This is a genomic window from Kribbella sp. VKM Ac-2566 (assembly GCF_004366005.1).
Taxonomy (GTDB): domain Bacteria; phylum Actinomycetota; class Actinomycetes; order Propionibacteriales; family Kribbellaceae; genus Kribbella; species Kribbella pratensis.
On sequence record NZ_SODT01000010.1, the window covers coordinates 246,481 to 269,577 of the forward strand.

Below are 23,097 nucleotides of genomic sequence, written 5' to 3' on the forward strand. Positions count from 1 at the left end.
GAGCTTATGCCAGTCCGATTTTCAATGACGCGACACGGTTCCACTCTTTGGTCCGGAGCTCGGCGTGCACCCCGCCGGCGGATAGCCTCGCGAGCGATGAGTACAGACTTCAGCCCCGAGCTCCAGTCGTACGGCGCCTGGATCGCGGCGGCCGCGATTCAGCAACAGGACCTGTTCAACGAGGTTGTCGGACCGGACTCGCTGCAGGCCGACCTCGACGCGCGGACGCTCGGCGGTGAGCGCGGCGTACTCCACGGGATCTCGCTGCTCGGCAGCTTCTCCGAACTCGACCGGACCTGGCTGTGGGGCTGGGCGAACCCGGGCTTCGGGCCGGACGCGCCCGCGGTCGCCCCGACGCTCGCGATCCGTGAGTTCGGCGAGCGGCACGGGATCGGCGAGTTCACCACCGAGAGCCCGGATCTGAGCGGCTTCGAGCAGCCGGCCCAGGCGGCGATCACGCTCGCGATCACCGCCGGCTCCGTCCTCGGCGGCCGTGGCGTCTGGTCGACCGCGATCAACGAGGGCCGCGGGCACGTGTACCTGCACGTCGCCGACGAGCAACTGCCGCAGGCCGGGTTCGACGCGATCGCCACGCCGCGCCTGCTGATGACCGCGATCAGCGTGTTCCCCGCGGATCACCGGCAGGTCGTCCGCGGCTACTTCCACTATTTCGGCCTGCAGTACGACGAGGGCCAGGACTCGATCCGCGGTACGGCGCCGAACGGCAGCACGATCGTCGTCGACTTCGACGAACTCGGCCGGGTCGGCAACGTCGGCGTGCAGCCGAAAGCCTAGAACGCCGGCCAGGGAATCGCGGGCCAGTCGTCGCTCGGGTACGGGAAGGTGCCGGTCTTCAGCAGGGTCGAGCAGCGTTCCCGGGTCGCGGTCAGCTCGACGGCCGTGACGAGCTCGCACAGTTGTTGCCCGAGGCCACCAGCCAGTTGATCCGCAAGCCGCCGTACGTCGTCCAGCAGGCCGGGCGGGATGGGTTCACCGGCCCAGCCCCACAGGACCGTACGGAGCTTGTCGTCGGCGTTGAACGTGACGCCGTGGTCCACGCCGTACACCCGGCCGTCGCCCGGGTTCAGCACGTGGCCGCCCTTGCGGTCGGCGTTGTTGACCACGGCGTCGAACACGGCCATCCGCCGCAACGCGTCGTTGTCGGCGTGCACGAGCGTGACCGGGTTGTGGCGGCCGTCGAGCGCGTCCAGGACACCGACCCACCCGTCAGGCACGCGGCCCTGCGGCACGATGTCGACCAACTCGGTCTCCCCCGGTCCGAGTTCGGCCTCGTCGATCCACAACTGGACCATGCCTTCGCCGAGCGGCCCGTCGCGCAGCAGCGTCGGCGGTACGACCGACCAGCCGAGAGCCTCGGACACGACGTACGCCGCGAACTCGCGCTGGGCGAGCGTGCCGTCGGGGAAGTCCCACAGCGGCCGCTCCCCCTCGATCGGCTTGTAGACGACGGTGGCGGTCTCGCCGTCCAGGCTGACCGAGCCCTGGTACGTACCGTTCGACGCGGCGACCAGGCGACCGTGCAGCGACAACTCCCCTAGAGCGAGGAGCTCGGGGTTGACCGTCATTCCGGCAGGTGCCTGCGGTAGCCGTTCGCCCGCGGGCAGATGTGGCCGTCGGCGTCGATCGGCCGGCCGCAGAACGGGCAGCTCGGGCGTCCGGACGCGACCAGCGCGACTGCCCGCCGGGCGAACGCACGGGCCTGCTCCTCGGTGATCCGGACGATGAACACCTCGGCGTCGTCGGACTCCATCGCGGCGGTGACCGGGTCGGTCTCCTCCAGGTCGGCCTGCTCGCCGGTGACGACCGCGAACACCTCGATCACCACCCGCTCGGCGTCGGCCTCCCACGCCAGCGTCATGGTGCCGGCCCGGAACTCCTCCTCGATCGGCTGCTCCAGCGGTGCGGTGTCGTCACTCGCGGTCTGCGTGACCGGCTCGCGGTCGAAGCGCCGCGCGACCTCGTCCAGCATCACGTCGAGCCGCTCCGCGAGCGCCATCACCTGTTCCTTCTCGCACGCCACCGACGTCAGCCGGTGCCCGGCCCGGGCCTGGAGGAAGAACGTCCTCGCACCGGGTTCCCCCACGGTGCCGGCGACGAACCGCTCGGGGTCGTCGAAGGAATGCACAACTCGCGCCATACCTATGACCCTACTAACGTCCGCCGACGACCGCGTCCGAGGACTGCTTCTTGGGCTTGCCTTTCGCTGACGGCTTAGGGATCAGCGACGCCAGTTCGCTGCCGGAGTCGTTCAGCCGGACCAGGAACGGGCGGGTCGCGGTGTAGGTGATGATCGTCGTCGACGCGGTGTCCACGACGATCCGCTGGAACGTGTCCAGGTGCTGACCGAGCGCGTCCGCGACGATCGCCTTGATCACGTCGCCGTGCGAGACCGCGACCCAGATCGCGTCCGGCCCGTGGCTCTTCGCGAGGAGCGCGTCGTGCGCCCGGACGGCGTCGACACCGCGCTGCTGCATCGCCCGCATCGACTCGCCGTTCGGGAACGTGACGGCCGACGGGTGCTGCTGTACGACGGACCACAGCGGGTCCTTCGCCAGCGTGGCGATCTTCTGCCCGGTCCAGTCGCCGTACCCGCACTCCGTCAGCCGGCGATCCGTTGCCGGACGCAACCCGTCGTGCTGCTTGGCGATCGCGGCGGCGGTCTGCTTGCAGCGTTCGAGCGGTGAGGTGACGATCGCGGCCAGCGGCAGCTCGGCGAGCCGCTCCGCGACCGCCGCGGCCTGCTGTACGCCGGTGTCGTCCAGCTTCACGCCCGGCGTACGACCCGCCAGCGTGCCGGACGTGTTCGCGGAACTACGACCGTGGCGAACCAGAATCACGGTGGGCATGCAGTGCACGTTATCTCGTCCCCGCAAGTCGCGGTGTCATGATGGGGTGGTGATCGTGGACTGCGGGGTGTACGCCGCCGGGGAGCGGCAGGACCTGCCCAAGGATCCCGAGACGGTTGCCCAGGCCATCGACGAGCGCGCCGACAGCTTCGGCTGGATCGGTCTGCACGAGCCGTCGGATGCCGAGATGGAGCGGGTGCAGGACCTGTTCGGTCTGCATGATCTGGCTATCGAGGACGCGCTGCAGCTCCACCAGCGACCCAAGGTGGAACGGTTCGGCGACACGCTCCTCGTCGTACTGCGGACACTCTGGTACGTCGACGAGGGCGACGCCGTCGAGACGGGTCAGGTGACGGCCTTCGTCGGACCGCGGTACGTCGTGACCGTGCGGCACGGGGAAGGCGGCGGACTCGCCACCACCCGGCACGAACTCGAGGCCCGCGCCTCGATGCTCGGGCACGGCCCGTCGGCCGTGCTCTGGGCGATCTCGGACGCGATCGTGGACGACTACGAGCGGGTCGCGGAGCAGGTCGAGATCGACGTCGACGAGATCGAGTCGTCGGTGTTCTCCCCCGAGCGGACCAGCGACGCGGAGCGGATCTACCGGCTGAAGCGCGAGGTGCTGGAGATGCGCCGCGCGATCGATCCGCTGCGGGAGCCGATGGAGCAGTTCGCGCACGGGATGGCCGGGATCGGCCCGAAGGCGAGCCCGTTCTTCCGCGACGTCGCCGACCACCTCAGCCGGGTGTCCGACCAGGCCGAGGCGATCGACACCCTGCTCACGTCGGCCCTGAACGCGCACCTCGCCCGCGTCTCGGTCCAGCAGAACGACGACATGCGCAAGATCTCCGCCTGGGTCGCGATCGCCGCCGTACCGACCATGCTGGCCGGCATCTACGGCATGAACTTCGACAACATGCCGGAGCTCCGCTGGCACTTCGGGTACTACGCCGTTCTGCTGCTGATGGCACTGGTCTGCGTCACCATGTACCGGTTCTTCCGCAAGGTCGGCTGGCTCTAGGTCCTGTCTGGTGATCCAGCGCCGTAGCGAGGAGGTGCTCGGTGCGGTGCATCGGCGTGCGGGGGCGAAGGTCTCGATGCGGAGCATCGTGGCCTTTGCACCCGTGCGGCGAGGTGCCGTGCCGAGTGCCCCGCAGTAGGCGCTGGATTGCCAGACAGGGCCTAGGTCGCGGTGATCGTGCTCGTTGCCAGCAGGATGACGAGGACGATGCCGAGCAGGACGCGGTAGAAGGCGAAGACCTCGGTGGAGTGCTTGGCGACGAAGCGCAGCAGCCAGGCGACCGACGCGTACGCGACCACGAAGCTGACCACCGTGCCGACGAGCAGCGGTACGACGCCGACGTCGCCGTTGAGCGCGTCCTTCAACTCGTAGATGCCCGCCCCGACCAGGGCCGGAATGCCCAGCAGGAACGCGATCCGGGTGGCGGCGACCCGGTCGAGCCCGCGGAACAGGCCGGCCGAGATCGTCGCACCGGACCGGGACACGCCGGGGATCAGCGCGAGGCACTGCACCACGCCCATCACGATCGCGTCGACGAGCGTGATGCGGGTGAGCGGGCGCGCCTTCGAGCCCAGCCGCTCGGCGGCGACCATGAAGAACGACCACCCGATCAGCGCACCGGCCACCCACCACAGGCTGCGCAGCGGCCCGGAGATCAGGTCCCGCGCCAGGAAGCCGACGATCACGATCGGCAGCGAGCCGACGATCACGTACCAGCCCATCCGGTGGTCGAACTCGCCGCGGTACTCCGGTTTCGCGAGCCCGCGGACCCAGGCGATCGCGATCCGCCGGATGTCCTTCCAGAAGTACAGCACCACCGCCGCGATCGCCCCGATCTGGATCACCGCGGTGAACCCGGTGATCGACGGGTCGTCGATCTTGAGCCCGAGCATCTTCGACACGATCGTCAGGTGCCCGGTGCTGGAGACCGGCAGGAATTCGGTGAGGCCCTCGACGATGCCGAGGATGATGGAGTCCCAGATCGTCATCAGTTGCCGACTCCGGACAGCTCCAGAGCCTCGGCGGCGGTCCGCAGGTCGGCGATCCGCTGCTCGACGGTCGACGCGAACGGCGTCAGCGCGACCGTCGTCGCCCCGGCCTCGGCGTACGCCGTCAGCTTGTCCGCCATCCGCGCCTTGTCACCGAGCAGCGAGATCGAGTCCAGGAACCCGAACGGTACGGCGGCCATCGCCTCGCGGTGCTTCTTGTCCAGGTACAGGTCCTGGATCTCCTTCGCCTCCTCGGCGTAGCCCATCCGGACCGCGAGCGCGTTGTAGAAGTTCTTCTCCCGGCTGCCCATGCCGCCGATGTACAAGGCGGCGTACCCACGGACCGGGTCGGCCGCCGCCTGGATGTCGTCACCGGTCATCAGCGGGGTGGTGACGACGACGTCGAAACCGTCGAGGTCCTGCTGACGGACGGCACGGCCCGTCTTGATGTGGTTCAACTGCTCTCCAAGGAAGCCTGGGTCGTTGAGGATCCCGAGCCAGCCGTCGGCGATCTCACCGGCCAGCTCGAGGTTCTTCGGGCCGACCGCGGCCAGGTACACCGGCACGTGGTCGCGGATCGGCCGCACGGTCAGTTTCAGCGCCTTGCCCGGCCCGTCGGGCAGCGGCAGGGTGAAGTACTTGCCCTCGTACGCCACCGTCTCGCGCCGCAGGGCCGCGTTCACGATGTCAACGTACTCACGGGTCCTGAGCAGAGGCTGAGAGAACCGCACGCCGTGCCACCCCTCCGAGACCTGTGGCCCGGACACGCCGAGACCGAGCCGGAACCGGCCGTTCGACAGCCGGTCCAGGGTGGCCGCCGTCATCGCCGTCATCGCCGGCGTCCGGGCCGGGATCTGGAAGACCGCCGCGCCGACGTCGATGGTGGTGGTCTGGGCGGCGATCCAGCTGAGCAGCGTCGCCGCGTCGGAGCCGTACGCCTCCGCGGCCCAGGTGACCGAGAAACCGAGCGCCTCGGCCTCCTTCACCAGCCTCAGGTGGTCCAGATGGTCGTCGCCGCCGTAGACGAAGCCGATGTTGAGTCCGAGTCGCATGACTGGCGAGCCTAGCGAGCCGTTGTCGGTGGCCCGCAATAGGCTCGGTCCATGCAGCAGCGCTATCTCGGTCACAGTGGACTGGCGGTGAGCCGACTCGGGCTGGGCACCATGTCGTGGGGCCGGGACACCGACGAGCACGAGGCCCGCGAGCAGCTCGCCGCGTTCGTGTCCGCCGGCGGCACGCTCATCGACACCGCCGCGGCGTACGGCGACGGCGACAGCGAGCAGCTGATCGGGTCGCTGATCGGCGACGTGGTGGACCGCGACGACCTGGTCATCGCGACCAAGGCCGGGTTCAGCGTCCGCCGCGGCGAGCGGATCACCGACACCTCCCGCGGCGCGCTGCTGCGCGATCTCGAGGGCTCGCTGCGCCGGATGAACGTCGACCACATCGACCTCTGGCAGCTGCACACCTGGTCCGACGACGTGCCGCTGGAGGAGACTCTCTCGGCGCTCGACCACGCCGTCAGCTCCGGCAAGGTGCGGTACGTCGGCATCTCGAACTATGCCGGCTGGAAGGCGGCTCGCGCCGTCACCTGGCAGCAGGCCTGGCCGGGCCGCGCGGTCCCGGTGTCCAACCAGGTCGAGTACTCGCTGCTTGCCCGGGACGCCGAACTGGACGCGATCCGCGCGGCCGCCGGCCTCGGCATCGGGGTCCTCGCATGGTCGCCGCTCGGCCGCGGTGTGTTGACCGGGAAGTACCGCACGGGCATCCCCGCGGACTCCCGGGCGGCGTCTCAACATCTGTCGAGATTCGTCGACCCCTACCTCGACGCGCGGGCTTCGGGCATCGTGGAAGCGGTCGCACGAGCCGCCGACGGGCTCGGCTGGACCCCGCTCGAGGTCGCACTGACCTGGGTGCGGGACCGGCCGGGAGTGTCGGCGGCCATCGTCGGGGCCCGGACGGCACTGCAACTGAAGTCTGTGCTGGGTGTGGAGGAGCTCACATTGCCGCCCGCCATCGCCGCGGCACTGGAGGATGTTTCCTGAGGTGTAGTTGGAGGTGTGGATGGCCGAGTACGAGCTGCAGCAGTTCGAGGTGTCCAGGACGGAGTCCCGCGGTGCGGTGCGCAAGCTGCTCACCGAGCACGCGGAGTACGGCGGGTGGGAGCTGGCCCGTCTGCGTCGCTATCCCGACGGCTCACGCCGCGTGTGGTTGCGCCGCCGCATCATCCGCGTGATGCGGACGCTCTGATCCTGGCCTGACGTCAGCGGCCCAGAAGTTCTGGGCCTTTCTACCGGCGCAATATCTCTGCAACAGAGGTATTCTCGAGCGTGTGACCGAGGTTCTTGCCGAGGAGCTGCTGGCGGCCATCGGACTGGTGCGGCGGCACCTGCGCCGATCCGTCGGGCGGCCGTTCCCGCTGTCCGCACTCACCGACTCCCAGGCCGAGCTCGTCCGGACCGTCCGTCGCAATCCGGGCATCTCTGTCGCCGAGGCCGCCGCTGAACTCGGCCTGGTCGCGAACACGGTGTCGACCCTGGTCGGCCAGCTCACCGAGCGCGGGCTGCTGCAGCGCACTCCCGACGAGTCCGATCGCAGGGTCGCCCGGTTGACGCTCACGGAGCCGGCCCGCGAACAGGTCGAGGCCTGGCGCGATCGGCGTACGGCGCTGGTCACCCGGACGCTCGACGATCTGACGACGGACGACCGTGAGGCGTTGCGATCGGCGCTGCCCGTTCTCGCCGTACTGGCCGAACGCCTGCACCCCTTGGAAGACCAGCAACGAAAGGTTCGCGCATGAGTGCAGAATCCCCGCCCGCGGTTGAGGTCACCGGGCTGAGTCATCGGTTCGGCGACCACGTTGCAGTCGATGACCTTGACCTGACTGTCTCCCCCGGCGAGTGCTTCGGCCTCCTCGGTCCCAACGGCGCCGGCAAGACGACGACATTGCGCGTGCTGAACACGCTGTATCCACCCCAGACCGGCACGGTCCGCGTCTTCGGCCTCGACGTCCGCGCCAAGGCGATGTCCGTACGGCGCCTGCTCGGGTACGTCCCGCAACAGCTGTCCATCGAGGGAGCGCTCTCCGGACGAGAGAACGTTTCCTGGTTCGCACGGCTGTTCGACGTACCGCGGCGTGAACGGGCCGCGCGGGTGGCCGAGGTCCTGGAGATCGTCGACCTCACCGATGCGGCCGACCGGCTCGCGTCGACGTACTCCGGCGGCATGGTGCGGCGGCTCGAACTCGCACAGGCGCTGGTCAACCGGCCCGCGCTGCTCGTGCTGGACGAGCCGACGGTCGGGCTCGACCCGGTGGCGCGGGACTCGGTGTGGGCGCGGGTGCAGGAGATGCAGGAGCGGTACGGGATGACCGTGCTGCTGACCACGCACTACATGGAGGAGGCCGACATCCTCTGCGACCGGGTTGCCTTGATGCACCTGGGCCTGCTCCGCGCCGTCGGTACGCCGAACGAGTTGAAGGCCGAGCTCGGTCCGGACGCCAGCCTCGAGGACGTGTTCCGGCACCACACCGGCGAGAGCCTCGAAGGTCAGGCGAAGGGAGGTCTGCGCGATGTCCGTGGCACCCGCCGCACCGCCCAGCGCATGGGTTGATTCGCGGCCGCGAGCCGTGCTCCGGCTGTTCTCCCGGATCGGAACGTTCTGCCTCATCGAGCTGCAGAAGCTCCGGCACGACCGGACCGAGCTGATCACGCGAGCGATCCAGCCGGTGCTGTGGCTGGTGATCTTCGGTCAGACGTTCAGCCGGATCCACGCGATCCCGACCGGCGACGTCCCCTACCTGGACTATCTCGCGCCCGGGATCATCGCGCAGTCGGCGTTGTTCGTCGCGATCTTCTACGGGATCCAGATCATCTGGGAACGCGACGCGGGCATTCTCACGAAGCTCCTGGTCACTCCGTCACCGCGTTCGGCCATCGTCGCCGGGAAGGCGTTCGCGGCCGGCGTCCGCACGATCACCCAGGTGATCGTCGTCCTCGTCGTCGCCGCTCTGCTCGGCGTCAGTCTCACGTGGAATCCGCTGAAGTTGCTCGCCGTTCTCGCGGTCGTGGTCCTCGGCGCGGCGTTCTTCTCCTGCCTCTCGATGACGATCGCCGGCCTGGTCCTGCGCCGCGACCGCCTGATGGGCATCGGCCAGGCGATCACGATGCCACTGTTCTTCGCGTCGAGCGCGCTGTACCCGATCGCGATCATGCCGGGCTGGCTGAAGGTGCTGAGCCATGCCAATCCCCTGACCTACGAGGTGAGCGCACTCCGCGGTCTCCTGATCGGCCAACCCACCAACTACCTCCTCGACTTCGCCGTACTCGTCGTCGCCGCCGTCGCCGGCATCTGCGCGGCTGCCGCTCTCATGGGGCGTCTCGCGCGGTAGAGCGCGTTCAGAGGTCGTGGCGGACCCAGACGTTGGGTTCTACGTAGACCGCGTGGTTGTGCTTGACGTCTACGTGGACGGGGACGAGAGCCTTGGGTACGACGACGTCGCCGGTGGTGTCGAACGGGAGGCCGGTCCAGCTGCGCCACTCTTCGAGGCTGCCCGCGATCACCATCGAGCGTGGGGCGACCTGGACGATCGTGGCGCCGGCCTTCACGTGGACGCGCAGCCACGGGTCCTGCGGCAGACCGTCGGGCCGGAGTTGCTCGACGTACTCCGTCATCGGCTGGTGTGCGTCGGTCTTGCCGTTCGGACGGACCGGGGCGTAGAGGGCGGTGTGGCCTTTCGCCTTCACGGCCTGGCGCATTGCGGCGAGCATGGCGTGGGAGAGGCCGCGGCCGAGATGCGACGGCCGGATGAGGATCTCCAGGGCGCTCGAGACGTTCGGCGTACGGTCGTTGCGGAGGTCCTGGAAACCCCAGTGCAGCACGCGATCCCAGCCGCCGGCCGGAAGCTCGGTGCGGTTCTCGTCCGGGAACACGAACGGGATGCTCCGGCCGTGCGCGACCAGGTCGCCGTGCTCGGTCGCGACCACGCACTGGTCAGGGAAGTGCACGGGGACCTGACTCATGAACGCGTTGCCGATCGGGTCGTTGTGCATGAACGCCGGCCACGCGTCGGCGAACTCGTACATCCGCTCCAGGTACTCAGGCCGCTCGGCCAAGGTCGTGATCTCTGGCATGAGTCGCAGTCTGACACCGGACCAGGACCAGCATGGCGACAGCCGCGGTGACGAGTCCCGCCCCGATCAGCGCGAGCTCGGCTCCGACCGCCCCGATGATCGGTCCTCCGACGAGCATCCCGGCCGCACTCCCGGCGTTCACGACGACGCTCTGCCCGGAGAGCAACGCGCGTCGCTCGGCTCCCGCCGACGACCGGGTGATGAGAACGGAGATCGCGGCGATCCCGATGACCACGGTCACCCCCGAGAGCGCACCCATCACGGCGACCACGGGCGGTGTCGTCCAGACGCCCATTCCGACCCAGCACAACCCGCTCCAGGCCCACGCCATCGAGGCGGTCACCACTGGCCGGGTACGCCGTACCACTGCCAACGACACGGCAGTCCCGACGAGCGACCCGACGCCGTACCCGGTCATTCCCGCCGCCAGGTAGATCCCCGGCTGCCCGCGCTCCTCCCCCAGCACCGACAACCCCAACGTGAACGCGAACCAGGTAACGCACCCCGTTCCCCGGACGACCCAGCCGTACGCGACCTCGGGCCGTCCACGCAGGCTCCCCCGGATCGACGGCGTCACCACTCCTTCGGGGGCACGCTCGGCCCGCACACTGCACGCAAGCAACCCGGCGCCGGCAACAGTCGCGGCCTCGACCCACAGCAACCCACTCGTCAACCCGGTCGACACCGCCAAAGCACCGACAGACGGACCGATGAGCATCCCCACGCGTCGTAGTCCGTCTTGCCAGGTCAGCAACTGCACCGCCCGACCGGCACCCCATCGGTCGCCGGTGTCGGCGAGCAGTGCCGATCGTCCCGGGTTCGACAGCGCGTCGCCGCAGCCGAGCAGCAACCCGCTCATGATCAGGAGCTCCGGAGACAAGATTCCCAACCCGGCCGCCGCCGGCACTGACGCCAACGCGATCGCGGACACCAGCGCGACGACGGCGAGCCGCGGCCCCGAGTCCACCCACTGCCGAGCCCTGCGCGCCCACCACGGCGACAAGAGCACGGGCACCCCTGCTGCACCCGCAACGAGTCCGGTCGCCGCCACCGATCCCGTTTCCCGGAGGATCACCAGGGGCAGCGCGACCTGGGAGATCCGGAACGCGAAGTCCGCCGTACCGCCTCCCGCCAGCAACGCCAACGCCTCGGATCTCGCCTTCACACCTTGAATTCTTGGTGTTTCCCGCGGCCGCAGGTAGCCGGCACGGCTTGCCCGCTTGCCATAGGCTCAGCCTATGGCCTCATTACCCTCGGTCGAGGACCTGCGACTGGTCCAAGCCGTCGCCCGGACCGGTGCCGTCGGCACCGCGGCCCGCGAGCTCCGCATCTCCCAGCCCTCGGCGTCCCAACGCCTCGCCCGGCTCGAACGCCTCTGCGGCACCCAACTGTTCGAGCGCGACACCCGAGGCGCCCGCCCCACCGCGGCCGGCGCCGAACTCAGCCGCCGCGCCGACCACATCCTCGGCCACCTCGAGGAGGTGTACGACGCCACGCGCGCGGCCGCCGTCACGCAGCGCCTCGTGATCGGCACGTTCGCCAGCCTCGCGCCGATCCTGTTCCCGGTCCTCGACGCCGACCTTCCCGACCTGGAGATCCAGCAGCAGGTCGACCACGGTCACTTCCTGGTGGAACGCGTCGCCGAGGGCACCATGGACGCCGCGTTCATCGCCATCGCGGACCAGATGACGCTCCCCCGCGGCACCGCAGCACGGCGCGTCGGCCGGGACGAACTCGTCCTGTTCGTACCACCCGGCGCCCGCCCACCCGGCCGCGGCCGCCGACCGCTGAAAGACCGCCAGATCGCGTTTTCCACGTACGACCGCGGCTCGGAGGAGATCCACTCCCGCCTGGCCGCCCAAGGCGCCGTCCCGCGCCGCGGCGTCACCCTGAGCACGACCGTCGCCATGGCCCGCCGCCGGTCCCACCTGGCCCTGGTCCCCCGCAGCGCCCTGGCCACCGAACTCCGCCCCGGCGAACACCTCGCTCCCGCCCCCTTCCACTACCGCCTCACCCTCTCCGTGGTCACCACCCCCACCCCGCCCAAGCCTCTGATCACCCACCTCCCGCACCTCCGCGCCACCCTCAACCTCTCGTAATCTCAGGACGATCTGTCCGGTACTGGTCATCGCCGTTGACCGCGGGTCGCCGGTCGCTGTGGGGTGAAGAGCATGGCGACCGTCGACGACCTACGACGACAGTTCCGGAACCCGCCGCCCGAGGGCCGGCCGATGATGCGCTGGTGGTGGTTCGGGCCATCCATCGAGCGAGACGAAATCGACCGCGAGCTGGAAGCCATGGCCGCCGCCGGGCTCGGCGGCGCCGAGGTCGCGTTCGTCTATCCGATGGGACCGGTGACGGCGCCGTTCGGGTCGCCCGAGTTCCTCGAACTGGTCGGGCACGCGGCGCGGACGGCGCGACGGCTCGGGTTGCGGTTCGACGTGACACTCGGAAGCGGGTGGTCGTACGGCGGTGCGCCCGTCGGGCCCGAGTATGCGGCACGGCAGTTGCACTGGGACCGCCGCGAGATCGGTGCCGCGGCGTACGACGTACCGATCGTGGCCGGCTGGCACGGTGACGAGTTCGTCGCGGCGTACGTCGGCGACGGGCCGGCCGGGGCGCCGTCGTCGTACGTCGAGGTGCCGGCGAGCGACGGGATCATCCACGTACCGGCCGGCGGTCAGCCGCGCGAGGTACTGATCGCGACGTCCCGCGTGACCGGGCAGCAGGTGAAACGGACCGCCGTGGGAGCCGAGGGACTGACGCTCGACCATTACTCGGCAGCCGCCGCTCAGGTACACATCAGGCAGGTCGCCGAACCCTTGCTGCTCGCGGCCACGCCGGAGCTCCTCGGGTCCGTGTTCTGCGACAGCCTCGAGGTGTACGGCGGGGACTGGACGCCGGGGATCTTCGACGAGTTCGTGAAACGGCGCGGGTACGAGCTGCGGCCGCGGCTCTTCGAACTGCTCGTGGACACCGAGGGCTCGCGGCAACTGCGGATCGACTTCGGGCGGACGCTGTCGGAGCTGTACGAGGACAACTTCCTGAAGGTGTTCCAGCAGTGGGCGGCCGGATACGGCGTACCGTTCCGGATCCAGAGCTACGGTGAGCCGCCGGCGACGATGAGCAGCTATCGGCACGCCGACCTGTTCGAAGGCGAAGGCTGGGGGTGGACGCGGATCCCCGAGACCCGCTGGGCGTCGTCGGCCGCGAACCTGTACGGCCGCTCGGTCGTGTCCGCCGAGGTGTGGACGTGGGTCCACTCCCCCTCGTTCCGCGCGACGCCTCTGGATCTCCAGGGCGAGGCTCACGAACACTTCCTCTCCGGCGTCAACCAGCTCATAGGCCACGGCTGGCCCTACTCTCCGACCGATGGGCCCGGGCTCGGGTGGATCTTCTACGCCGCGGGAGCACTCGACGACCGGAACCCTTGGTGGCCGTCGGCAACCGCTCTCTTCCGTTCCCTCCACCGTCTCTCCTGGCTGCTCCAGCAGGGAACGCCTGTCCGGCAGGTGAAGATCTACATCCCGGCATCCGACGCGTACGCCGCCGTACGCACGGGGCACGCCGAGCCGCTCAATCTCTACCGCGTCGCCCGACGGCTGATCCCAGAGAGCGCTCCCCGCATGATCCGGGAAGCCGGACTGGACTTCGACCTGATCGACGACGACGCGCTCGAGGTACTCGATCCCGCTGACGCAGAGCTGGTCGTCGTACCCGAAGGAACGACCACGCCACCGGAAACCCAGCGTTGGCTGGATGCTGTCGTCGCGGCCGGTGGAAAGGTGATCACCGACGTCAGCACCCTCGCCGACCACCTTCCGCGCCCGCCGCTCACTCCCCAGCAGGACGTAGGTGTGGTCCATCGGCGCCTCGACGACGGCGACTTCTACTTCGTCGCCAACACCGGACCGGAGAGTCGCACCCTCACTTTCGACCAGCCGCTGGAACGCTGGAGGGCGCTCTCTGACGACATTGCAGTCACCCGGACCATCACCCTCCACCCCTACGAGTCAGCGGTCCTGATCCCGACCACCACGCCCGCAGCTGATGCCCCCGCTCCGGCCCAACAGGTCCACGCGCTTCAGACCGGCTGGTCGGTTGCCTTTGGCAATGACAGTCGCCCGATCACGTTGCCGCACCGCTGGGAGGACGACCCGGCGCTGACGACGTACTCCGGCTCCGCGACGTACCGCACCGAGATCGAACTCCCCGACACCACCGACTGCTTGCTGTTGGACTTCGGCCCGGGGGAACCGGTCGCACCCGACAGCGAGCCCTACCTCCCGAGCAACTCCTACCGCGTGCTCATCACCCCGCCCGTTGGTGTCGCCGCCGATATCTGGCTCAACGACACCCACTGCGGTTCGCTCTGGGCACCGCCGTACCAGGTCGACCTCACAGCCGCCGCGCGACCGGGCGTGAACGAGCTGCGGATCGTCGTACACAACACCGCTGCGAACGCGCTCTCCGTCGATCACCACTTGCTCGAAGCGGCTGCAGACGTGACCGCGCGCTACGGGCGGCGGTTCGACCTCCAGCACATCGAACACGCTGCCGACTACCTCAACTCCGGCCTGCTTACCGTGCCGAGGATCATCCGCCAGCCCTGATCGAGCAGCCAGTCGATTTTCACCGATCCGATTCCGGCACTAGCACTTCGCGCGCCGGCGTACGACGCTCGGAGTAGGAACTCAGTGGACGAAGGTGAGTGGGATGTCAACGATGCGGCAATGGACGGTCGACATCGTGATCGACGAGGAGGAGGACGAGCGGACGACCCGGGCGGAGGCCCGGCTGCGGACCCATGCGGGCGAGCAGCTCTCGGCGCGAGGTACGGCGTACCGCCATCCGAACGACCGTGAGGTCCCGCAGATCGGCGACGAGCTGGCTACGGCGCGGGCGCTGTCCGAACTCTCGCACCGGCTTGTGCTGGAGGCGGCCGAGGACATCGAACAGGTGACCCACCGGCCGACTCATCTGGAGGGGTGAATCGGCCGGCCGGCGTCAGGCCTGATCGAGGAAACGATCCAGGACCCGCGACCCGAACTCGAGGGCCGAGGTCGGCACCCGCTCGTCGATGCCGTGGAACATGCCCATGAAGTCCAGGTCCGGCGGCAGCTGCAGCGGTACGAAGCCGAAGCACCGCACGCCCAGCCGGCTCCAGGACTTGGCGTCGGTGCCGCCCGACATCAGCAGCGGCGCGAACCGGCTCTGCGGGTCCTCGGCCTGCACGCACGCCTTCATCGCTTCGACCAGACCACCGCTGAACTCGGTCTCCAGCGCGATGTCCGTGACGACGGTCTCGCGCTGCACCTTGTCGCCGAGCAGCTCGTCGATGGTCGCGTAGAACTCGTCCTCGTACCCGGGCAGGAACCGCCCGTCGATGTGCGCCTCGGCGTCGCCGGGGATCACGTTCACCTTGTAGCCGGCGTTCAGCATCGTCGGGTTCGCGGTGTTGCGGATCGTGGCGCCGAACATCCGGCTGAAGCTGCCCAGCTTCGCCAGCGTCGTCGTCATGTCCTCCGGGTCGAGCTCGACCTCGAGCACGTCCTCGAGCGTCTTCAGGAACTCGCGGACGGTCGGCGTGACGCGCAGCGGCCACTCGTGCGAACCGATCCGCGTCACCGCCTCGACCAGGTTGGTCACGGCGTTGTCGGTGTTGACCATCGACCCGTGTCCCGCCGTACCGCGGGCCCTGAGCCGCATCCAGTTCATGCCCTTCTCGGCCGTCTCGATCAGGTACAGCCGCAGGTCGTCCTTGACGGTGATCGAGAACCCGCCGACCTCGCCGATGCCTTCGGTGCAGTCGGCAACGGTGTCCGGGTGGTTGTTGATCAGCCACTGGGCGCCGTACACGCCGCCGGCCTCCTCGTCGGCGGTGAACACCAGCCGGACCGGACGCCGCGGCTTCACGCCGGCGCGCTGCCGCGCCCGCACGACCGACAGCACCATCGCGTCGAAGTCCTTCATGTCGACCGCGCCGCGACCCCACACGCACCCGTCGAAGATCTCCCCTGCGAACGGGTCGACCTTCCAGTCCTTCGGATCGGCCGGCACGACGTCCAGGTGCCCGTGCACGAGCAGCGGGTCCGCACTCTGGTCCTCGCCGTCCCAGTGCGCGACCAGCGTCGCCCGCCCCGGCTCCGACTCGTAGATCGTCGACTCGATCCCGACCTCGTCCAGCTTCGCCGCGACGTACTCGGCCGCAACCCGCTCCCCGTTGCTCTTGCCGTTCCCGTAGTTCGTGGTGTCGATCCGGATCAGCTCACTGCAGAGCTCCACCACTTCGGCATCGGGCGTGTACGAACGATCAGCGGTCTCCGGTGCACTCATAGGTCTATCCTCTCCCACGGCCCGGCCACAGTCAGATCCCGGTACGGCGAACCACGGGCCGGCGGTCAGCCCCGGCGTACACCTGTGATCGCGAACTGCTCGATCTCCCTCACATGCCCGCCTGTCGAGGCCACGACGGTCAGGGCCGGATCCACCGCCCCGCGGAAGGTCACTTGTGCGGACCACGACTGCTTCTCACCGCCGCCGGGCCGGCAGCAGTAGGTGCCGATCGGCTCCTCCGACGACGGCTGCCGTACCTGAATCCGGATCGACTCGTCCACGCCGGTGATCCGCCCACCGACAGTGATCGGTGACGTGACGCGGGCGGCGTACCGCGGCCGCTCTACTGTGAGCGAAGTATCCGCTGTGCCGACCACCTCCCACGGTGCGTCCGTTCCGCGTCCGATCTTCACCAAATGGATGACGGCTGCGACGCTCGGGCGGCCCTCGGCCTGGTAGCCGACGCCGATGTAGGCGTCGTCACCACGGGCAGACCGCGACACCACCCGGTCGATCTCGGTGAACCCGAGGAAGCCTCGCGTGAAGTTGAGCGCCGTCTCCTCGGCGTCGAGATGCCACGGCTGTCCGCCACTCCCGCGATACGACCGTTGCCAGGCCGCGGCCTCCGCGACCGACCGGAACGGCCAGAGAGGCTGAAACCTGAACTCGGTCGTCGGCGGCGGCGCCGGGGTCGCCGCCGGTGCAGACGGGCTCACGGTGTCCGGCGTACCCGCCGTCGTCGAAGGCAGCCTCGTGGCAGGTGCCAGGGGTACGGCGTTCTGCCCGGGCCCGGACCGGGGACCGCCGTCGAGTCGGCCGACCGCGATGGCGCCGAGCACAGCGGACACCAGCGTGACGACCAGGGCAGCGATGATGACCGCCGCGGGTCGCCTGCGCGGTCGCTTGGCGCCGGGACCGTCCTCCATCAAGCCTCCCAGTACCTATTACACGTCTCGCCGCCCTTCAGGTCAGCGTGATCGCGTCACCGGAGATCTTGATCTGCTTCGGCGGAAGCGGGCGCGGCGCCGGTCCGTTGACGACTGAACCGTCCTTGATCGAGTACTTGCTGCCGTGGCAGTCGCAGTTGATCGTGCCGCTGGCAACGCTGGCGACCGGGCAGCTCTGGTGGGTGCAGATCGAGCTGAACGCCTTGAACGTGCCCTGGACCGGCTGCGTGACCACGACCTGCTGCGGCGCGAAGATCTTCCCGCCGCCGACCGGGATGTCCTCGGTCGTGCCGAGCACGGTATCGGCAGGCGCGGGCGGCGGCGTGGCCTTCGGCTCGCCGTACTTCGCGCAGCCGGCCACAGTCGCCAGCCCGGCGGCGGCTCCGGTCAGGAGGGTACGGCGGCTGGGTGCGTCCACATCGGGTCCTTTCAACGGATGACGCCGAACGTGGTGAAGAACCACAGCGCCGAGGTGAGCCACAGCCCGATCAGGCCGGTGAATACTGCCCCGCCGACGACGGGCAGCAGCCATGACGGCGCGTCCCTGCGGGTGAGGGTCAGCATCTTGACGACGAAGGCGCCGTAGAAGAAGCAGCCGAGCAGCGAGTGGATCAGTACGCGTGGTTCGCCGTACTGGAATCCCAACGCGTACAGGCAATGCGCGACGACCGGGAGGGTGACCGCAACGGCGGCGCGGCCTGACCAACGGTGCACCGGAGCCAGCCAGGCGCGGCCTCTGTACAGGGCGATTGCTGAGACGACCTGCAGCACGCCGAGTACGAGAGCGAGAGTTGCCAGCCAGGTCTTCACCGCCTGGAAACTGGAGAAGCCCGCGATGTTGATCGCGACGCCGGTGGGATCGTGGAGGCGGCCGTAGACGCCGAGTGCGACCGCAGCGGCGGCACCGGCCGCGAGTGGGATCCCGACCCTGCTGAAGTGGTGCACCGGCGTCGTCGTCACATCCGCTCCTCAGAATGTCTCGTCGCCGGTGATCGGCTGTGCCGTCACGCGTACGCCGCCGACACTTGCGACGCCGCGCTCCGGGTCGAGCCGCGGTGCCGGGGCCGGCGTGCCATCGTTGTCGACTCCCACCTGACTGCCGTCCGGCAGCACGATCCATCCGATCGTCCTGCTCTTGCTCGCCGATCTGTACAGCCCGGCGGGTGGACCGGCCACGCTGATCGCGAACCGCAGCGTGCGGCCGTGGAGCGTCAGAGAGCCGGTGGCACTCTTCGCGCCGATGGCGGCAACGAGGCGCTCGCCTGTGCGCGATCGCAGGACGACCTGGTTGTCACGGAACGGTCCGGTCAGCCAGGCCTCGAGGCGACGGCCGTCGCACACGTAGGCGACGGCCCGGCCGTTCTTCACGGCGATGGCGACCGTGGCCTCGCGCCCCGTCGTCCTGCCCACGTAGACGGCTGTCGGTTGGGTGGGCGGTGTCGCGGTCTGCGGCGGGGTCGTCGACGGGGTCGATGGGGTGGTCGATGGCGTGGCCGCAGGAGTCGTGGTTGTCGCGGTCGGTGTCGGGGTTGCGCCACCGGTCTGGGTGAGGTCGGTGTTGCCGGTGACCGTGCTGTTGACCGCGAGCAGGACGACGAGGCCCACGGCCGTTGCCGCGAGCGTCACCAATGGACTGCGCCGCCCCATCTCGTCCCCCCGGGTCGAGCATCCCGTCCGGCGCGCGTCCGGTCAACGGGTCCGGCGGGATCCGGGTACGTTGGATTCATGAAGGGCGATCGGGTCGAGATCGTCGTCGACACGGGCAACGGCGTCTCGTCGTACGAGATCATGGCCACGAAGGCGGGCCGCCGCGTCGAGATCTCCACCAGCCGCAACGTCACCGAGGTCGTCGAGGTGACTCGGTCCGGTACGCCGATCCGCACCGCCCGCTTCCTCTCCGCCCGCGTGATCGCCCTCGTCGAACACCCGGCGAGCGAGCCGTCGGCCGACGGATCCCGGCCCACCGGCCATGAAGGTTGAGCAGGTCGTCGTCGACGCCCGCGGCGTACAACTGCCCGGGGAACTGGCTGTGCCGTCGCCGGCCACGGGTCTGGTCATCTTCGCGCATGGGAGCGACAGCAGCCGGCACAGTCCTCGCAACAAGTACGTCGCTCAGGTCCTCGACCGGGCCGGACTCGGAACCCTTCTGTTCGACCTCCTGAGCCCGGACGAGGCCCGGGATCGCCGGAACGTCTTCGACATCCCGCTACTGGCCGAACGATTGACGGCGGCTCACGGATGGGCCCGACGGCGCCCCGGCCTCGGCGATCTTCCGGTCGGATACTTCGGTGCCAGCACCGGCGGAGCCGCCGCGGTGTGGTCCGCGGGCGGCGGTGTGGGTGACGGTGTGGGTGACGGCGTGGGTGACAGTGCGACTGGCCGCGCGAGTGAGGTGCGCGCCGTCGTGTCGCGGGGCGGGCGGGTTGACCTGGCCGGCCCGCAGCTCGCGGACGTCACGGCGCCGACACTGCTGGTTGTCGGCGAGCTCGACGCCGACGTACTGAGGCTCAACCGTGAGTCCCAGCAGCGATTGCGTTGTGTCAACCGGCTCGAGATCGTTGCCGGAGCCACCCATCTCTTCACCGAACCGGGCACCCTCGAGCGCGTCGCCGAGCTGGCCCGCGAGTGGTTCCGCGCACACCTATGACCTGGCCGACCGAACCTGCCGAACTGATCGCGCGGCAGCAGGAACTCGTCCGCACGCAACCCGAGCTCTGGGCTCCCCCGGAGCGCTTTCTGATCGGCGGAGTCTGGACCTGCTTCCCACGCGGCCTGGTCGGCCCAGGCTCGGCCACCGACCGGGCGTGGACCAGCGCCGTCGTCCTCGACGGCCGTCAGGTCGTCGCGATGGAGCTGGTGACCGATCACGCGTCGGGTCCCTATCTCCCCGGACTGCTGGCCCTTCGGCTGGGTCCGCTGTGGGACAACGTCGTACGACGGCTCCACCCCAGGCCCGACGTCCTGCTCGTCGACGCGACGGGCCGCGATCACCCACGGCAGGCCGGGCTGGCACTACAGCTCGGCGCCGTCCTCGACCTTCCAACGGTCGGCGTGACACACCGCCCGCTCACCGCCTCCGGCGATTGGCCGGCCGACGAGCGTGGCGCGACCTCGCCGTTGTCGATCGGCACCGACCAGGTCGCGACCTGGCTCCGGACGCGGAAGGGCACCCGGCCGCTCGTGATACATCCCGGTTGGCGAACCGACCTGCCGACGGCGATCCGGATCGTGTCCGCGTCCCTCGCAGGACACCGGACGCCCGAGCCTCTCCGGGAGGCTCGCCGACTCGCCCGGCGCGCTCGGGAATCAGAGAACCTTTAGGCCGTACATCTCGCCGAGCGGGTCGGAGATCAGTTCGATCCGGGCACCGTCAGGGTCGCGGAAGTAGATCGACGTACCGCTCTCTTCCTGGAACTCGACACCGTGCTCGGTCAGGCTCGCCTTCAGCCGCTCCCACTGCCCGGGCTCCACTGAGATCGCCAGGTGGTGCAGTCCGCCGAGCACCTCGGCGTACGGCCCGAGGTCCAGCCCCGGGAAGTCGAAGAACGCCAGCAGGTTCCCGTTCCCGATGTCGAAGAAGAAGTGCGTCGACCCCTCGTAGTCCCGGTTCCCGACCATCTCGGTCAGCGGGAATCCCAGCACCTCCTGGTAGAACCCCACCGTCCGTTCGACGTCCGCGCACAGTAACGCAGTGTGATGAAGGCCACGCGCCGACGACGCGACTCCACCCTTCAAGTACGCCGTACGCAGCCGCTCACGCTCCGCTTCAACGGCCGAGAGATCGATCTCCGTCATCTCCACCCACCCTTCGTCCAGCCCCATCAGACACCCCGGTCCGCCCGATGTGAATTCCACCCCTGGAGTTTGCTACTGTTCTCCGGTCAGCACCGCTGAGGCGGTCAGACCACTCGTCCGGGTGGCGGAATAGGCAGACGCGCTAGCTTGAGGTGCTAGTGCCCTTCGCGGGGCGTGGGGGTTCAAGTCCCCCCTCGGACACACTTCTTAACCCCACGCAGGGCGGGAGTTATCGACACTTCCGCTACCTGCAGTCGGTGGTCGTAGGCGATCGCCAGGCCCAAAGCTTCGTACAGCTCGGCCAGATCCTTGTGGTCCGCGTGATCCAGCGCCTTGGCCATGTCGCCGAGCTGCGTCACCAGGGCCCGGATGTCGTTTGCAGTCAGTTGGGGCAATGGATCGACAGCCTTCAGTCCAGATTCCGCAGCTCGCTTGTCGGCCGCTGCCGCGTTGTATTGCTCGGTGAGTGTCTCCGGATCCCAGCCCACCTCGATCGCCCGCCGCAGGCGCTCCATCGTCGACTCCGCGGCCGCGATACGGCGCCGGAATGATTTCGCTTGGGTCTCAATCCTGTCGGCCAGTTCGTCGGCGTCGGCCAGCGCCTCGACAGTGCTGTCGACATGGGCCGGGTCGAACAACCGCGCGATCCACGCGTTGATCTTGCCGGTCAGATGGTCCTCACGCAGATAGACGTTCGGCGGATGATCCTGCAGCGCGGGTGACCCGGGAGCGAGGCTTCGGGCCCGGCAGCGGTAGAACGTCGCGTGTGATCGGTGCGAGCCCTCCATCCGTCGCCCGCAGATCGTGCACTGGATCCGTCTACGCAGCACGTAGGTGTGCGACGACGCGACGCGGGTCCTTGTTGCTTGCGCCCGCTCGGACATGCTTGCCCCGGCCCGCGCGGACATCTCGAACTGCACTCGCGTGAAGGCCTCGACCGACACGATCGCCGGATGGGCAGGCTCGCGTGATCGAACGATCTTCGAGGACGGCGAACGCCTGTACCTGACAACGTGGCCCGCCGCGACATCATCCGGGTCGAGCAGTTCCTCGACCTTCTGCCACCTGCCGTAGATCGCATAGCCGGTATACCTCGGATTGCACAGGATCGCTCTGACCGTCGAGCCCTGCCAGCCGTCGCCTGCACGATGCCGGTTCTGATGAGGAGTGTGGGCTGCCGGGCAAGGGATGTGCTCGGCATTCAGCAACTGGGCGATGCCCTTGTGCCCCACTCCCTCGAGGTACAGCGCGAAGATCCGTTCGACGACCGGAGCCGCGACCTCGTCGACGGCGAGGACTCGTAGCCGGTAGCCCTCCTGCGCCTTCCGCGGATTCGGGTGCGGACCTGCGTCGACAACTTGATAGCCGTACGGCGCACGCCCGCCCTGATGCTTGCCGTCGATCAGCACCTGAGCTGCCATCGCGGCTCGAACGCGACGTTGCACGTGCTGACGTTCTGACTTCGACAGGCCGCCCGTGATCGTCATCGCCATGTCGTGCACCGTGTTCTCGGCGTCGAACCGTCCACCGAGGCTCGGGATCCAGAGAGATACGCCGTACCGGTCGAACTTCGGCCACGTCAGGCTGAACTGGTTGCCGAACCAACACCGAGTCGCTTCACCGACAACCAGTCCATCCCACCCGCGATTGGGATTCTTCAAGGCCTGCAACGCGCGACTGGCCTCGTCTCGTCGTTCCCACGGCAACGAACGCGACTGCCCGATGTCGAAGAACTCCTCCACGACCACGCCACCAAGCGGCTCGACGAACCGGGCCGCCTCCCCCAGTTGCCAGGCCTTGGACGTCTTCGGATCCTGGTTGTCCTCGGTCGAGCACCTTCCGTAGAACGCCAGCCGCCCAATGCCGGTGCCCGTCGGGTGGTCGGGCAGTGCCTCGGTGCCCAGCAGATCATCCAGGGTCGCCCACGGATCTACGCTGTCGCCGCTCATGACGCCCTCTCCCCCGGCCGAGACACATCGTCGGTGCCGCGCCTTGCCCGCGCCAGTCGTA

The 23,097-nt window shown here is 68.9% G+C and carries 27 protein-coding genes and 1 tRNA gene; 14 read left to right on the forward strand and 14 right to left on the reverse strand.

Going from position 1 to position 23,097, the window contains the following annotated elements:
• The first annotated feature begins 96 nt into the window (after positions 1-96).
• Positions 97-795, forward strand: coding sequence for a DUF6882 domain-containing protein (locus EV647_RS19540; RefSeq protein WP_134004887.1), 699 nt, complete (start codon positions 97-99; stop codon positions 793-795).
• Here EV647_RS19540 and EV647_RS19545 read toward each other — a convergent pair.
• From EV647_RS19545 to EV647_RS19555, 3 genes are read right to left on the reverse strand one after another with little or no spacing between them, the layout of a single operon-like run.
• Positions 792-1,586, reverse strand: coding sequence for an SCO1664 family protein (locus EV647_RS19545; protein ID WP_134004889.1), 795 nt, complete (start codon positions 1,584-1,586; stop codon positions 792-794). The genes EV647_RS19540 and EV647_RS19545 overlap by 4 nt on opposite strands.
• Positions 1,583-2,158 carry a DUF3090 domain-containing protein gene (locus EV647_RS19550; RefSeq protein WP_134004891.1) on the reverse strand — a complete coding sequence of 192 codons (576 nt, stop codon included), beginning with the start codon at positions 2,156-2,158 and terminating at the stop codon, positions 1,583-1,585. The genes EV647_RS19545 and EV647_RS19550 overlap by 4 nt, the downstream gene beginning before the upstream one ends.
• 13 nt (positions 2,159-2,171) lie before the next feature.
• Positions 2,172-2,867 (reverse strand): histidine phosphatase family protein, encoded by a 696-nt coding sequence (locus EV647_RS19555; RefSeq protein WP_134004893.1) that lies wholly within the window; start codon positions 2,865-2,867, stop codon positions 2,172-2,174.
• A 49-nt stretch (positions 2,868-2,916) separates the two neighbouring features.
• Here EV647_RS19555 and corA point away from each other — a divergent pair, with 49 nt between their 5' ends.
• Positions 2,917-3,888 carry a magnesium/cobalt transporter CorA gene (corA, locus tag EV647_RS19560; protein ID WP_238175012.1) on the forward strand — a complete coding sequence of 324 codons (972 nt, stop codon included), beginning with the start codon at positions 2,917-2,919 and terminating at the stop codon, positions 3,886-3,888.
• Between the two features lie 161 nt (positions 3,889-4,049).
• Here the strand turns inward: corA and EV647_RS19565 are convergent, their stop codons facing one another.
• Together EV647_RS19565 and EV647_RS19570 are read right to left on the reverse strand one after the other, a co-directional pair.
• Positions 4,050-4,877, reverse strand: a complete 828-nt coding sequence (locus tag EV647_RS19565) for an undecaprenyl-diphosphate phosphatase (RefSeq protein WP_134004897.1) — start codon at positions 4,875-4,877, stop codon at positions 4,050-4,052.
• The gene (locus EV647_RS19570; protein WP_134004899.1) at positions 4,877-5,929 is read right to left on the reverse strand and encodes an LLM class F420-dependent oxidoreductase; all 1,053 of its coding nucleotides are present in this window, start codon (positions 5,927-5,929) and stop codon (positions 4,877-4,879) included. Before EV647_RS19570 ends, EV647_RS19565 begins: the two co-directional genes overlap by 1 nt.
• 51 nt (positions 5,930-5,980) lie before the next feature.
• Between EV647_RS19570 and EV647_RS19575 the strand changes: the two genes are divergently transcribed.
• From EV647_RS19575 to EV647_RS19595, 5 genes are all read left to right on the forward strand, one after another.
• A complete protein-coding gene (locus EV647_RS19575) occupies positions 5,981-6,922 on the forward strand; it encodes an aldo/keto reductase (RefSeq protein ID WP_133791412.1) in 942 nt (313 codons plus the stop codon).
• A 19-nt stretch (positions 6,923-6,941) separates the two neighbouring features.
• The gene (locus EV647_RS19580; protein WP_130385444.1) at positions 6,942-7,127 is read left to right on the forward strand and encodes a DUF5703 family protein; all 186 of its coding nucleotides are present in this window, start codon (positions 6,942-6,944) and stop codon (positions 7,125-7,127) included.
• An 82-nt stretch (positions 7,128-7,209) separates the two neighbouring features.
• Positions 7,210-7,677, forward strand: coding sequence for a MarR family winged helix-turn-helix transcriptional regulator (locus EV647_RS19585; protein ID WP_134004901.1), 468 nt, complete (start codon positions 7,210-7,212; stop codon positions 7,675-7,677).
• Complete coding sequence (locus EV647_RS19590) at positions 7,674-8,489, forward strand: ABC transporter ATP-binding protein (RefSeq protein ID WP_134004903.1); 816 nt, start codon at positions 7,674-7,676, stop codon at positions 8,487-8,489. The genes EV647_RS19585 and EV647_RS19590 overlap by 4 nt, the downstream gene beginning before the upstream one ends.
• Positions 8,449-9,267 carry an ABC transporter permease gene (locus tag EV647_RS19595; protein ID WP_134004905.1) on the forward strand — a complete coding sequence of 273 codons (819 nt, stop codon included), beginning with the start codon at positions 8,449-8,451 and terminating at the stop codon, positions 9,265-9,267. Before EV647_RS19590 ends, EV647_RS19595 begins: the two co-directional genes overlap by 41 nt.
• A 7-nt stretch (positions 9,268-9,274) precedes the next feature.
• Here EV647_RS19595 and EV647_RS19600 read toward each other — a convergent pair whose 3' ends face one another.
• Complete coding sequence (locus EV647_RS19600; RefSeq protein WP_134004907.1) at positions 9,275-10,009, reverse strand: N-acetyltransferase; 735 nt, start codon at positions 10,007-10,009, stop codon at positions 9,275-9,277.
• Positions 9,975-11,174, reverse strand: coding sequence for an MFS transporter (locus EV647_RS19605; protein WP_134004909.1), 1,200 nt, complete (start codon positions 11,172-11,174; stop codon positions 9,975-9,977). Before EV647_RS19605 ends, EV647_RS19600 begins: the two co-directional genes overlap by 35 nt.
• Positions 11,175-11,247: 73 nt before the next feature.
• On the opposite strand from EV647_RS19605, the gene EV647_RS19610 reads away from it, so the two are divergent.
• The 3 genes from EV647_RS19610 (at position 11,248) to EV647_RS19620 (ending at position 15,001) form a co-directional block, all read left to right on the forward strand.
• Complete coding sequence (locus EV647_RS19610) at positions 11,248-12,108, forward strand: LysR family transcriptional regulator (RefSeq protein WP_134004912.1); 861 nt, start codon at positions 11,248-11,250, stop codon at positions 12,106-12,108.
• A 72-nt stretch (positions 12,109-12,180) separates the two neighbouring features.
• Positions 12,181-14,622 (forward strand): glycosyl hydrolase, encoded by a 2,442-nt coding sequence (locus EV647_RS19615; protein ID WP_134004914.1) that lies wholly within the window; start codon positions 12,181-12,183, stop codon positions 14,620-14,622.
• A 103-nt stretch (positions 14,623-14,725) separates the two neighbouring features.
• Positions 14,726-15,001, forward strand: coding sequence for a DUF1876 domain-containing protein (locus EV647_RS19620; RefSeq protein ID WP_238175011.1), 276 nt, complete (start codon positions 14,726-14,728; stop codon positions 14,999-15,001).
• Between the two features lie 15 nt (positions 15,002-15,016).
• Here the strand turns inward: EV647_RS19620 and EV647_RS19625 are convergent, their stop codons facing one another.
• From EV647_RS19625 to EV647_RS19645, 5 genes are all read right to left on the reverse strand, one after another.
• A complete protein-coding gene (locus tag EV647_RS19625) occupies positions 15,017-16,345 on the reverse strand; it encodes a M20/M25/M40 family metallo-hydrolase (RefSeq protein WP_134004916.1) in 1,329 nt (442 codons plus the stop codon).
• 65 nt (positions 16,346-16,410) lie between these two features.
• Positions 16,411-17,271: a hypothetical protein gene (locus EV647_RS19630; RefSeq protein WP_134004918.1), complete on the reverse strand. Its 861-nt coding sequence runs from the start codon at positions 17,269-17,271 to the stop codon at positions 16,411-16,413.
• 37 nt (positions 17,272-17,308) lie between these two features.
• A complete protein-coding gene (locus EV647_RS19635; protein WP_238177297.1) occupies positions 17,309-17,710 on the reverse strand; it encodes a Rieske (2Fe-2S) protein in 402 nt (133 codons plus the stop codon).
• An 11-nt stretch (positions 17,711-17,721) separates the two neighbouring features.
• On the reverse strand, positions 17,722-18,252 hold the full coding sequence (locus EV647_RS19640) for a DUF6529 family protein (protein WP_134004922.1): 531 nt from the start codon (positions 18,250-18,252) through the stop codon (positions 17,722-17,724).
• 9 nt (positions 18,253-18,261) lie between these two features.
• Entirely contained in the window at positions 18,262-18,939 is a 678-nt protein-coding gene (locus EV647_RS19645; RefSeq protein WP_134004924.1) for a hypothetical protein, read from the reverse strand.
• Between the two features lie 78 nt (positions 18,940-19,017).
• Between EV647_RS19645 and EV647_RS19650 the strand changes: the two genes are divergently transcribed.
• Genes EV647_RS19650 through EV647_RS19660 form a run of 3 tightly spaced genes read left to right on the forward strand, consistent with a single transcriptional unit; the run spans position 19,018 to position 20,613 of the window.
• Positions 19,018-19,272 carry a hypothetical protein gene (locus EV647_RS19650; protein WP_134004926.1) on the forward strand — a complete coding sequence of 85 codons (255 nt, stop codon included), beginning with the start codon at positions 19,018-19,020 and terminating at the stop codon, positions 19,270-19,272.
• Positions 19,262-19,939 (forward strand): dienelactone hydrolase family protein, encoded by a 678-nt coding sequence (locus tag EV647_RS19655; protein ID WP_134004928.1) that lies wholly within the window; start codon positions 19,262-19,264, stop codon positions 19,937-19,939. The genes EV647_RS19650 and EV647_RS19655 overlap by 11 nt, the downstream gene beginning before the upstream one ends.
• Positions 19,936-20,613 (forward strand): endonuclease V, encoded by a 678-nt coding sequence (locus EV647_RS19660; RefSeq protein WP_134004930.1) that lies wholly within the window; start codon positions 19,936-19,938, stop codon positions 20,611-20,613. Before EV647_RS19655 ends, EV647_RS19660 begins: the two co-directional genes overlap by 4 nt.
• On the opposite strand, the gene EV647_RS19665 is transcribed toward EV647_RS19660, so the two are convergent.
• Positions 20,599-21,087 carry a VOC family protein gene (locus EV647_RS19665; protein WP_134004932.1) on the reverse strand — a complete coding sequence of 163 codons (489 nt, stop codon included), beginning with the start codon at positions 21,085-21,087 and terminating at the stop codon, positions 20,599-20,601. The genes EV647_RS19660 and EV647_RS19665 overlap by 15 nt on opposite strands.
• Before the next feature lie 115 nt (positions 21,088-21,202).
• Here EV647_RS19665 and EV647_RS19670 point away from each other — a divergent pair.
• Positions 21,203-21,288, forward strand: a tRNA-Leu gene (locus EV647_RS19670).
• On the opposite strand, the gene EV647_RS19675 is transcribed toward EV647_RS19670, so the two are convergent.
• Entirely contained in the window at positions 21,270-23,036 is a 1,767-nt protein-coding gene (locus EV647_RS19675) for a recombinase family protein (protein WP_134004934.1), read from the reverse strand. The two genes, EV647_RS19670 and EV647_RS19675, sit on opposite strands and share 19 nt — an antisense overlap.
• Between the last annotated feature and the right edge of the window lie 61 nt (positions 23,037-23,097).